Origin of the sequence: uncultured Aquimarina sp. (assembly GCF_947500065.1) — a bacterium.
Classification (GTDB): Bacteria; Bacteroidota; Bacteroidia; order Flavobacteriales; family Flavobacteriaceae; genus Aquimarina.
Genome location: NZ_CANMQT010000004.1, coordinates 393,084 through 405,630, shown reverse-complemented (window position 1 = coordinate 405,630; position 12,547 = coordinate 393,084). Strand labels below are relative to the sequence as shown.

Sequence of the window (12,547 nt, the reverse complement as noted above, 5' to 3'; positions counted from 1 at the left end):
CTTGTTTATTATTAATGCTTTGTACTTTTGCAAAAAAATAAGGGGACCGTGTATAGATTATCTTTTTTACTAATGCTATTCTGCAGCTATATAGTAGCTCAGAATCAGGATTCTACAACGATTAAAAAAATACTGACATTTCAGGAGGAACTTAATAAAGATTTTTCTTCTGAAGAAAAGTCGCCTTTAACATCTAAAGATTTTAAAACATTTAAAGCGTTAGATTTTTTTGATATTGATACTTTGTATAGTGTTTCGGCAAAATTCATTCGTACCCCATACGAAACTCCTTTTATCATGAAAACCACAACAAATAGAGAGCCCATATATGTAAAATATGGCGAAGCTCATTTTGTGCTTCAGGAAAAAGAATGGATATTAAATATATACCAGAGTCAGGGACTAAAAACACAACCAGAGTATGAAGATTATCTTTTTCTTCCTTTTACGGATTTAACTAATGGCGAAACTAGTTATGGAGGAGGACGTTTTATTGATCTTAAAGTTCCAGAAGGCGATGTGATTTTGATAGACTTTAATATGGCATATAATCCATACTGTGCATATAGTGCCAGATACTCTTGTCCGATTCCCCCGGAAGAAAACCATTTGGAATTAGAGATACCTGTTGGAGTAAAAAAATATAATAAACACGAAGCAAACAAATAAAAAAAGTGCTCTGTAATTACTCAGAGCACTTTTGCATAAACAAACAAATATATTAAACTATTAATATATTAGAACTTATAAATGGCTCCAAGTACAAAAGATGAAAGACTTTTTGTAGCTTCACCATCATTATCTAAGAAGAAATCCTCAGATGTAGCATCTAGTCTTAATTCTGGTTTTAGAGTAAGATTACCAACATCATAACTACCTGTAAGTGTTGCAGCTATAACACTACCGTCTCCTTCTCCGTCTAATCCTACTACTCCAGTTAAACCGTTGTTAAATACAGAAAAGTATTCTCCTCTGATTCCTAAAGTAAATTTTTCGGTCGCTTTAAGTTGTGGATATAATGCAACTCCGTAGAATCCAGATGCATCCGCATCTCCTTGATCCTCTGTGGTTAAATAAGTCGTGTTAACTCCTAAATAAAATTTTTCTGCAAGATTCCATCCTGTAGTAAGATCAACCTGAAAAGTTGGTCCTACAAGTCCTGGTTCTCCTTCATTTCCATATCTGAAGTTAAGATATGCACTACCTTTGTCAGCAGCATATCCTACTTGAGCTCCAAAAATATAGGTGTCAAATGGGTTGTTTTCTGTGTAATCGGTTGGATTCATAACTGCTACCATTGCGGACCATTTTTCGCTTAAAGCAAAATCAGCCTTTAATCCAGTATGAGAAAAAGGGCCATAAGAGAACATATAAGAAGTAGAGTAATTAAAGTTTCCGGTTGGAGAAATTACTTCATATCCAAGAAACGTATTGAAATTACCAAAAGTAAGCTTGAATTTTTCTGTTACATTCCAGTATGCATATAGTTGGTTAACAATTTGTGCAGAATCACTAGAATTAAATACGGCATCTTCTCCTCTTTGACCATATACAAGGTCAGCCACAAATCCTACTTTTTCTCCTTCATAGCCTATAATTACATTAGCCATACCTAAGGCAAATCCAGATTCGTTAGCAAAAGATGTAGCTGGCGCTGTAGAATTGTCATTTTGTGCTCCAAAATTATATCTAAAATATCCATCTACAGATCCATTAACTGAAAAGTTATCGAACCATTTTTTTTCTTTTTCTTCTTCTTGTGCAATTAAAGTAAAGCTAATTAGTGCAAAAGAAAAAAGACATGCTTTTTTTAAAAGTTTTGTTACGGTTTTTGTTTTCATAATAAACATTAATTGGTATTAATTTGTTTTTAATTGGAGCTGTAAAACTATGTTAAAATAATTTTACCCCAATAAAAAAAGGGGTATTGAGTATTATTTTTATGTATTTTTTGTTTTACACCCCTAAAAAATTAGAGATTAATGTTTGTAAAGCGGTTTTTTAAGAATTTGAAAGTGACTATTTGGTGTTTTAAAGATTTGTATTAAGAATTTTATAGATATAAGTACTATATAAGGTATAGACAAAATGAAAAAATGTTTTATAAATAGAAAAGGCTTATTCATAATGAATAAGCCTTTCAAAACAAAAATGTTTTAATTTAGTTTAATGCTTGATTGCCGTGTTCTTCGGTTCGTATTCTGTACGTATTTTGTATTTCTGACACGAAAATCTTTCCGTCCCCAATTTCTCCTGTTTTAGCAGCATTGATTATTGTTTGAATTGTTTTTTCTTCGAATTCATCCGATACCACTATAGAAAGATATCTACGTTGTATATCAGAGGTGCTGTAACTAATACCTCTATAAACGTGTCCTTTTTTTTCATTTCCTACGCCAGTTACATCCCAGTACGTAAAGAAGTTAACTTCTATTTCATGCAATGCATCTCTAACTTCTTTAAATCTTGATTTGCGAATGATTGCTTCTATTTTTTTCATTTAAATTTGGTTGTTTTAGAGAGTAAACGATGCTAAAAAACTTGAAGATAGGTATTATTAAATAATCATCTTTTATTTTACGATCCACATACCTAAAAATACTAAAAGAAATCCTATCACAAAGAAACTAATAGTATATACACTAAAACTCATAAAGTCACCTGATGGTAAAAGGATATCGTTTTCATAGGCAAATGGTAAGGAGCAAACTTCTACAAAACCCTATGACAAGTAGTAAACAGCATGTTGGGATCGGATATTATTTTTTAGCGCGACTCTTAGAATAATATCTATCAGAAAACTTCCTAACATATTAACAGTATTGTTCTGTATCGAATTTCATTAGTTTTATTGTTTAGATATCTACTGATTGTTTGATGCGCTATTTGGTTCGTTCTTATAATTAATCAAACTGAATTAACATAAAGTACTGGATAGTTAGCCTCTTGTTCTTTTAAAATTTTAATAAATATTTGTTAAAATTATTTGTAGTTTTCCTTTAGAGAATACTAATAAAAAATGCAATTATATAAGCTTTTGTATTATTCTATCTAATTACAATATGATCTTATCTGATCCCTCAATCATTGTTTGAATATTCAATTTTATATAACAATTTCACTACCGAAATAATTATGTAAATATTAGGTATGAAAACAAAAATTGTTAATTTATCAGTATTGTTACTGATGCTTGTGACACATTTTATGAATGCACAAGAAAGATCCATTTCTGGAAATGTCTCATCATCGATAGATAATTTGTCGTTACCAGGAGTAAATGTTGTTATTAAAAATACAACAAACGGAGTCCAAACAGATTTTGATGGTAATTATGCTATTAAAGCCTCTAAAGGACAGGTTATCGTATTTTCCTTCATAGGGATGAAAGACGTTGAGGTCATTATAGATGATAATACAACAATCAATGTTAAGATGGAGGAAGATGTAGCTGCCTTAGAAGAGATTGTTATTGAAGGATATCGAACAAGGCCAAAGGCAAAATCAATCATAGCTTCTGTGACTATTTCAGCAGAATCTATAGAAGGTAGGCCTAATGCTAGTACTATTCAAAGTCTGTCAGGACAGGTTGCAGGATTAGATATCTCTACGGCCAGTGGACAACCTGGAGCTAATTCTTTGGTACAGTTAAGAGGTGTGAGTTCAATAAATGGAAACACGGAACCATTGTTTTTGATGGATGGAATTCCTATTAATGAAGATAATTTTAGAAGTTTAAATCCTAATGATATTGCTTCTATATCCGTTATTAAAGATGCAGCAGGTACTTCTATATTTGGTAGTAGAGGAGCTAACGGTGTTATCGTTATAAAGACTAAAAAAGGAACAAGAGGTTCTGGTTTAAAAGTAAAGTATACCGGAACTCAAAGTTTTGCAACATTACAAGGAAATGATTATGACCTATTGTCCACTCCTGAAATTTTAAGACTTGAGCGAGATTTTGGAAGAGGAAGAGGAGCAACAGGTGGTATCAATGGTGGGCCATTAACTGATGCTGAAATCGCTTTACAACCTGAAACAGATTGGTTAGACTTCTTTTTAAGAACAGCCTTAACTACTAACCATAACATTTCTTTTACTCAAGGTGGAGAAAATTCATCATCGTATACGTCATTAGGGTATTTTGATCAGGAAGGGATTTTAAGACAAACCGGCTTGAAACGATTTAACTTTAGGAATAACTTGAGTGGTACTTCGAAGAACCGAAAATTTAATTACTCAACCAATTTTACTGCTAATTATTCAATAAGTAACATCAATAATAATGTAGGGAGTAATTTTATAAATAGTAATCCATTCTATGGTGCTAACTCTTCAGTACCTTACCTTACTCCAGAAGATTTTCCTGGTAGTGATGTTCTGGCACAGGGTTTCCAATCAGTCTTAACTCCTTTGTATATTATTGATAACTTATCAACTACAACCACACTAGATGAAGAGGTTAAGATTGTTGCTGGATTTTCAGCTGATTATAAAATATTCGAAGACCTAACGGCTAAAATTAATTTTGGTGGGGATTACGAAAACATCATAAATTTATTCGCTCAAGACCCAAATTCTAGAACCCAGATTCGTTTTGTTGCGCCAAGAGGAGAGCCTACTGGACAACAATCCCAACAAACATCAAGAACATTTTCATTCAATAGTACCACATCCTTAAATTATAATAAAGTTTTTGAGAGACATACTCTTGATGCCAGTGTTTTTATTGATTATTTTAAAGCACATTTTCGAGGTTTTGGATATAATGCACTGGGGCTAAGTTCAGTTAATTTTTTTCCGGGTGATGGAAGTAGTTTTATAGACGATAATGGTGATAATGATTTCTTTATCGATCAGGCTAATGCCAATAGACTGGATGCAGGATTATTTTCTTATTTTGGTAATGTAGATTATGATTTTGATACTAAATATGGTATTTCTGCAACGGTAAGACGTGATGCTTCCTATAGATTTGCTACTACAAATAGATGGGGTACATTCTATTCGATAGGAGCAAGATGGAACATTTCTAATGAGAACTTCATGGCAAGTTCCGTATTTAATGACTTAAAATTAAGAGTGTCTCATGGTACTACTGGTAACCAAAGAATTACTGGTAATACATATTTTTCAGGAGCAGATTTGCCATTCTCTTTCTTCGGAAATGGACAAGGTTATGGAGGTGCAAATGCTATCTTCTCTAATCAAATAGGAGTTAATACTTTACAATGGGAAGAGGTAACTCAAACTAATATTGGTGTAGATTTTGGTGTGCTAAATAGCAGATTTAGAGGGAGTATTGATGTTTATAGAAAAAAGACAGATAACTTATTTCAATCATTACCCATTTCTCTTATAAACGGTCAGGGAACTGTAAATGCGAATGTAGGAGAATTAATTAATAGAGGTATAGATTGGACGCTGGCTTATGACCTTATTAAAGGTAAAGACCTAAAAGTAACTTTAAACTTTGTAGGGAACTATAATGAAAATGAATTGGATGATTTACCATCCGAAACAGGAGAAATTTTAGGAATCGGTCGAAATGGAGGAAGAATTAATGAGGTGAAGACAGTTCGTTATAAGGGTGTAAACCCGGCTAACGGTAACTTGTTGTTTTTGGATGCTGAGGGTAACTTGACAGAGAACCCTAATTTTGATAGAGATGCTGTATGGACAGGTAAAAATAATACACCAGATGCTTCAGGTAATGTTGGGTTTAACATAGATTATAAAGGTTTTTATTTAACCACACAATGGAATTATGTGATAGGAGTCGATAGATTTGATAATGATCTTGCAGCTTTTTCAGATAGGGATAATATTGGTAATTTTCAATTATCAGGAGATATTCTTAATGCGTGGACCCCAGATAACAGAATTACAGATGTTCCTAGTTTAGATGCTACAAACCTAGATTTTGCTTCAGACAGATTTTTAAGAAGTGCTGATTATATTAGACTTCGTTTTTTAAATGTAGGCTATCAATTCCCTAAAAAGTATTTAAAAGGAACAGGTGTTAACAGTTTGAAAATATTTGGAACCGGAGAAAATTTATTTACGTTTTCAGAATGGAGAGGATTTGATGCAGAAGCCCGTTTTGGTTTAAGAACATATCCGACACCAAGAATATTATCATTCGGAATTGAAATAGAATTATAAAAAAATAATAATAATGAAAACATTAAGATTTATACTAATACTTTGTGTAGGGTTTCTTTCAAGTTGTGAAGATGCCATAGATATAGAACAAGTAGGACGAATTACCCCTGAAGTAGCTTTTCAGAGTTTACAAGATTTGAGGGATGGGTTAAGTGGCGTGTACATTGCTTATGACCACGTACAGGACATAGCATTTTCTTCTGTGTTTACAGATGAAGTTTCTATTGGAGTTTCAAATGAGGGACAAGGACTTGTAGATTATCAATTTCAGTTAGATGCTACCTCTAATGCTGCAAATGTATTCTGGGCAAGAGGTTATTTTGAAATAAATAGGACTAATAGATTAATTGCTGGAGCAGAATTTGTAACACCAGAAACTGATGAGCAAGAAGAATATGATGATATATTAGGACAGACTTATGCATTAAGAGCCTATTCTCATTTTAAATTATTATCCTATTATTCTACAGATTTAACTGATGATAACGCACTAGGAATTATTGCTGTAGATTTTGTGCCTGAAATCGATCAGAAGTTATCTAGGAACACAAATGGTGAAGTTTTTGCTTTAATTGAAGCTGATTTAGATAGAGCAGAAAATTTATTGAGTACTCAATCAAACATAACATTTGTGTCTCAGGATTTTATAACAGCTCTAAGAGCAAGAATGGCTGCATATCGTGGGCAATATACAGCTGCAGTTTCTTATGCGAGTCAGCTTTTAACATCGTATCCTCTAGCGAATAGAACGCAGTATGAGAATATGTTTTTTGATTTTAATAATACGGAGATCATATTTAAGTTAGAACGTGTAGAAAATGATGCGTATGATACTCAAGGAACACCCGGGCTTATTTCTTCGATTGGTAGGGCTGGAGCACGATTTTCTTTTACTGACGCTACAATCGCTGGAAGTCCTTATTTTGAAATGGGAAGATCCTTGTTTAACTTGTTAGATCCTAATGATATTCGATTTAATGTAAACATTGACAATTCCTCTATAATCTCTCCGGATTATCAAAATGCTGCTGATTTTGAAAATGAAGATGTGTTGGTTATTTCTAAATATCGTGGTACTAGTGACAACCCACAATTAAATGATTTAAAAATATTTAGATCTTCTGAAATGTTGTTAATATTAGCAGAAGCAAGTGCAAATGATGGAAATATTAATGGAGCGAGTAATTCTACCGCTTCTTATATAAAGCAGTTACGTGATGCTAGATTTGGAAGTAATCAGACGTTACCAGTATATGCAAATCAAACAGAAGCCTTTGCTGCTGTTTTGAATGAACGACGTATTGAGTTTGCCTTTGAAGGTCATAGATATCATGATTTAAAAAGATTAGGGGAACGAGCTAATCAAGGAGTGTTAAAAGACCCTCTAGATTGCGCTTTTAATGGAGCTTGCTCATTGCCAGCAACCGATCATAGATTCACATTGCCTATTCCTATTGCAGAATTAATTGCAAATCCTGGTTTACGAGCACAACAAAACCCAGGATACTAATAAATATATAGAATTATGAAAAAATATTTTTTAATAACATTGTTAATGACAATTATCTTATCTTCTTGTGAAGAGGATAAAATAATCTTTGATGGAAGTCAAACATTAATCGCGTTTTCCTCTAATATGGTAGACCTTCCTATTGAGATAGACGCTACTGGATCTATAGATGTAACTGTAAATGTAACGACATTAAGCACATCAGAAAGAACTTTTAATGTAACTGTTGTAGAAGATGAAACAACAGCAGGAGCTGCATCATACTCTTTTGGATCTATTGTTGTACCTCCAAATGCATATAATGGAATTCTTACAATAAATGGAGTGGATGATAATGTAACTACAACACCAGAAAAACTAGTTTTAAAAATTTCTGAAGGATCAGACTTTATAACACCTACAGAAAACTTAACTGTTAATGTTTTTCAGGTTTGTCCAGTTGACGAATCACTTTTTACAGGAATGTATAGGATAGATGAAATAACACCTTTTTTATCTGGTAGTGGTCCGGCTTTGAATGATGGAGGTATTGTAGAGGTTACAGCCGATGGATTAGCAAGAGTATTTAATACTCCTAATTTTCCGAATTTCTGTTCTACTCCTAGACCGTTTACTTTTAACTTGATATGTAATGAAATTGTAGTACCTCTTCAAAATACAAACTGTGCGTGTAATAGCGGTACAGATTATTTTGGACCAAGTACAAGTGGTCATGCTAGTTATGATACTAATGATGATTCTGTATTTGAGGTTACTTTTTCAAATGATGTTCAGAATGATTGTGGTGCTGGTCCGATTCAGACAATCTATAGGTTTAATAAGCTATAAAATTTTAATTAAGTTTTTAAATAAAAATTTTGAAGGTTAAACGCAACTAAAGAATAATGAGATGTAAATCTCATTATTCTTTATCCATGCTTAATTTAATAAAAATCTTAAAAACTATAATTAGTAATAATCAAAGTAAGAGGGTTTTTGTTAAGTAATAAGGTTAAATTTTACTTTTACAAATATTTGAGTTTGCTGTATAAATCTCTTATTTTGAATTAATGCGTGGCGTCCTTTTGTAAAAAATTGGGCGCTATGTTTTTATTGAATCTACTTTACGATCCACATACCTAGAAATACTAAAAGAAATCCTATCACAAAGGAGCCAATAGTATATATACTAAAACTCATAAAGTCACCTGATCGTAAAAGCATATGGTTTTCATAAGCAAAGGTGGAAAAAGTAGTAAAACCTCCACAAAATCCTGTGGCAAGAAATAAAACCGCATTTTGGGATAAGACATTATTTTTTAGCGCGAGTCCTAGGATAATACCTATCAGAAAACTCCCTAAAACATTAGCAGTAAGCGTTCCATATGGAATTCCATTAGTTTCATTGTTTAGATATTTACTAATTAGGAATCTTGCTACGCTACCAGTACCACCTCCAATAAATACCAGTATTAACTGTTTCATTTGGTTATGCAATTAGAATCTATAAGCTTAAGAAATAAAAAATATCTGATTTTTTATTTCTTAAGCTTATATAGATGTTATTTTATTTTATTGGGATATATATTTCTGTTATCCATTCAGCAGGGTTTGGCTGTATACTAGGATCTGTTCTATATACCTCAAAAGCAGGAGATGAATCATTGGGCTCTAAACCGTTATCTGCGATGTATTTATAACCTGCTTCCCAGGCTTCTTTTAGGTTTGTGTAATCTCCTTTTAAAGTTGTTTTAACTGCTTTTTGTTTTGGTAAAAAGGCACTTGATATATTACTGTCGGCAGGAGTAATTACTTCCTCTCTAACAGGGATCCCTGTAGAATAAATAGCGGTTCCCTGCTCTTCATTAAATTCATTATATAGAGTAAAAGGCATTCCTGTTTGGGGGAGATTGTTCTGTTTTACATATGCTACAATTGCCGGTAACATCTGCGCCCTTTTCTGAGAGATATCAGCAATAGATGATGCTGTGGCGCTATACATGTAAAAACCACCTCTATGTTCTGTAACGCCGTCTACGTTTACTGAATATTCTTTCATTTTTTGGCTAGCAAAAGCATCTAGCTTCTCTAGGCCTTCTCTATACATAGGCCTTAAGCTTTCGGATACAGTACTATCTTTTGTCATCCAAAATAGTTTTTCCATAAAACCTTGTTCACCTTTTATACCCCAAGTAACTTTCGTTTTTTTGTCTTCTAATTTTTCGAACTTCCAATAAACGTCATTTGTAATTTCATCTACTACTGGTAGGATAATCGAAAGCTTTTGTTCGATACTGCTAAAAGGAGCTGATTTTATTGTTGTCATACTTCCATCTTCCTGTGTTTCACTTTTCCAACTATATGAAGCTCCATTACCACTGGTTTGATTACCATATGCTAAAATAATATCCTTAGAATTACTCATCCATGGATTCCATTTTTCCCAGGTTTTGAATTCATTAATAGTATTGAAAAGTAATTCATCTGGAGCATCAATTACCCTACTTTCTTCTAACTGAAACTTACCATCTGTTATGGTTACATATACAGCACCACCAATAATGATAAGTAATAAAAGAAAGAATAAATATTTTATGATTTTCATGTTAGTTAGTTTACGTTGTTTCTGTAGCTAATATAATCAATTTTTAAAATGGGTTTTAGTTCGAAGATTTTCAAGAGGTTGGAGTTTATAAGGTTTCCATATATTCTAATATACAGACTTAATAAGAATTTAAAATCTGGATTTTTTTTATTTCGTTACATTTGCCTCAAACAATAAACATAAACAAATGAAACTTAATCGTATAATATTTTTTATAGCTATTAGTGTAATACTAATCGCTTGTAAAAAGGATCCAGGTGTGCAGGATCAGATCAATAAGGAGGAAACAGAAGAGAAAATAGTAGAAGAAAAATTCGACTATGTTGTTGAGCAGTTTGCGGACATAAAAGTTCTTAGATATCAAATCCCTGGATGGGAAAACCTTTCTCTAAAAGAACAAAAACTTGTATACTATCTTACACAAGCTGGTTTAAGTGGAAGAGATATTATGTGGGATCAAAACTATCGTCATAATTTAAAAATTCGCAAAGCACTTGAAAAAGTGTATACTTCATTTTCGGGAGATAAAACAAGTGAGGATTGGAAATCTTTTGAAACTTACTTAAAGAGAGTATGGTTTTCTAATGGTATTCATCATCATTATAGCAATGATAAGATCAAACCAACATTCAATAAAGAATATCTGACTTCAATTCTAACGGAAACTAACACAGAATTGTCAGAGGATGCGATCAATGTTATCTTTAACGAAGAAGATGCTAAAAAAGTAAATCAGGCAAAAGGTGTGGATAATGTAGCGGCATCAGCAGTTAATTTTTATGGTCCTGGAGTAACTAATAAAGATGTAGTATCTTTTTATAGTAATAAGAAATCCCCTGATTCATTAAAACCTTTGTCTTATGGTTTAAATTCTCAATTGGTAAAAGAAAATGGAGAACTTAAAGAAAGAGTTTATAAATCTGGTGGATTATACGGTGCAGCAATTGATGAAATTATCAAATGGTTAGAGAAAGCACAAGGTGTTGCAGAAAATAAAGCACAAGGAGATGCATTGGCATTATTAATACAATATTATAAAACAGGAGATTTACAAACTTGGGATGATTATAATGTGGCTTGGACAGCTGCTACCGAGGGTAATATCGATTATATTAATAGTTTTATAGAAGTATATAACGACCCTCTTGGATACAGAGGTTCCTATGAAACTATTGTACAAATCAAAGATTTTGATATGTCTAAGAAAATGGCGGTTTTATCAGAAAATGCACAATGGTTCGAAGACAATTCTCCATTAATGGATGAACATAAGAAAGATAGCGTTGTAGGAGTTACATATAAAGTGGTAACGGTAGCTGGAGAGGCTGGTGATGCTTCACCAAGTACACCAATTGGTGTAAATCTTCCTAATGCTAATTGGATCAGAGCAGCGGTTGGATCTAAGTCCGTATCATTAGGTAATATTATTGGAGCTTATAATAATGCAGGTAGTTCAGGTCGTCTTAAAGAATTTGTGCACGATGAAGAAGAGTATGAATTAGAAAAGAAATACGGACAATTGGCAGATAAATTACATACCGCTTTACACGAAGTAGTAGGACACGCGTCTGGTAAGTTAAATCCAGGAGTTGGTGAGACTAAAGAAACATTAAAGAATTATGCTTCTACAATGGAAGAAGGACGTGCAGATTTAGTAGGGTTGTATTATTTAATGGATCCGAAATTACAGGAATTAGGATTAGTAGAAGACTGGGAAAAAGTAGGAAAAGCTGCTTATGATGGTTATATAAGAAATGGATTGATGTCTCAGTTGATACGTCTTAGCCTAGGTGATGATGTAGAGGAAGCACATATGCGTAATCGTCAATGGGTTAGTGCTTGGGCTTTTGAGCAAGGAGCAAAAGATAATGTAATCGAAAAAGTTACCAGAGAAGGTAAAACCTATTATAACGTTAACGATTATGCAAAGTTACGTGAAATCTTTGGTCGTTTATTAAAGGAGACACAACGAATCAAATCTGAAGGAGATTTTAAAGCTGCTGAAGCTTTAGTAGAAGGATATGGTGTGAAAGTAGATCAAGCTATCCACAAAGAAGTACTGAAAAGAAATGAACAATTTACATCTGCTCCTTACAGCGGTTTTGTAAACCCTGTATTAGTTCCTGAAGTGAATGATACTGGAGAGATTACTAAAATTAATGTAACACAGCCTACAGATTTTGTAACTCAAATGCTAGAATATAGCAAGGTATACGGATTCTTACCAGAAGTGAATTAAATAGAGTTTAATAATAAGATTATTACGCCAGGATTTTAGAAATAGAATC

The 12,547-nt window shown here is 32.9% G+C and carries 9 protein-coding genes; 5 read left to right on the top strand and 4 right to left on the bottom strand.

Annotation, left to right across the window (positions count from 1 at the left end; genetic code table 11):
- Positions 1 to 48: 48 nt before the first annotated feature.
- Positions 49 to 669, top strand: a complete 621-nt coding sequence (locus Q0975_RS14630; RefSeq protein ID WP_299437908.1) for a DUF1684 domain-containing protein — start codon at positions 49 to 51, stop codon at positions 667 to 669.
- A 68-nt stretch (positions 670 to 737) separates the two neighbouring features.
- Here Q0975_RS14630 and Q0975_RS14625 read toward each other — a convergent pair whose 3' ends face one another.
- Both Q0975_RS14625 and Q0975_RS14620 read right to left on the bottom strand, forming a co-directional pair.
- Positions 738 to 1,841 (bottom strand): porin, encoded by a 1,104-nt coding sequence (locus Q0975_RS14625; RefSeq protein ID WP_299437906.1) that lies wholly within the window; start codon positions 1,839 to 1,841, stop codon positions 738 to 740.
- Between the two features lie 320 nt (positions 1,842 to 2,161).
- Positions 2,162 to 2,500, bottom strand: a complete 339-nt coding sequence (locus tag Q0975_RS14620) for a P-II family nitrogen regulator (RefSeq protein WP_299437904.1) — start codon at positions 2,498 to 2,500, stop codon at positions 2,162 to 2,164.
- 650 nt (positions 2,501 to 3,150) lie between these two features.
- Here Q0975_RS14620 and Q0975_RS14615 point away from each other — a divergent pair.
- From Q0975_RS14615 to Q0975_RS14605, 3 genes are read left to right on the top strand one after another with little or no spacing between them, the layout of a single operon-like run.
- Complete coding sequence (locus tag Q0975_RS14615) at positions 3,151 to 6,165, top strand: SusC/RagA family TonB-linked outer membrane protein (protein ID WP_299437902.1); 3,015 nt, start codon at positions 3,151 to 3,153, stop codon at positions 6,163 to 6,165.
- A 13-nt stretch (positions 6,166 to 6,178) separates the two neighbouring features.
- The gene (locus Q0975_RS14610; protein WP_299437900.1) at positions 6,179 to 7,675 is read left to right on the top strand and encodes a RagB/SusD family nutrient uptake outer membrane protein; all 1,497 of its coding nucleotides are present in this window, start codon (positions 6,179 to 6,181) and stop codon (positions 7,673 to 7,675) included.
- A gap of 15 nt (positions 7,676 to 7,690) precedes the next feature.
- Complete coding sequence (locus tag Q0975_RS14605) at positions 7,691 to 8,503, top strand: hypothetical protein (RefSeq protein WP_299437898.1); 813 nt, start codon at positions 7,691 to 7,693, stop codon at positions 8,501 to 8,503.
- Positions 8,504 to 8,773: 270 nt separating this feature from the next.
- On the opposite strand, the gene crcB is transcribed toward Q0975_RS14605, so the two are convergent.
- Together crcB and Q0975_RS14595 are read right to left on the bottom strand one after the other, a co-directional pair.
- Positions 8,774 to 9,139 (bottom strand): fluoride efflux transporter CrcB, encoded by a 366-nt coding sequence (crcB, locus tag Q0975_RS14600; RefSeq protein WP_299437896.1) that lies wholly within the window; start codon positions 9,137 to 9,139, stop codon positions 8,774 to 8,776.
- A gap of 82 nt (positions 9,140 to 9,221) precedes the next feature.
- The gene (locus tag Q0975_RS14595; RefSeq protein WP_299437894.1) at positions 9,222 to 10,259 is read right to left on the bottom strand and encodes a GyrI-like domain-containing protein; all 1,038 of its coding nucleotides are present in this window, start codon (positions 10,257 to 10,259) and stop codon (positions 9,222 to 9,224) included.
- Positions 10,260 to 10,446: 187 nt separating this feature from the next.
- On the opposite strand from Q0975_RS14595, the gene Q0975_RS14590 reads away from it, so the two are divergent.
- Complete coding sequence (locus Q0975_RS14590; RefSeq protein WP_299437892.1) at positions 10,447 to 12,498, top strand: dihydrofolate reductase; 2,052 nt, start codon at positions 10,447 to 10,449, stop codon at positions 12,496 to 12,498.
- The last annotated feature ends 49 nt before the right edge of the window (positions 12,499 to 12,547 follow it).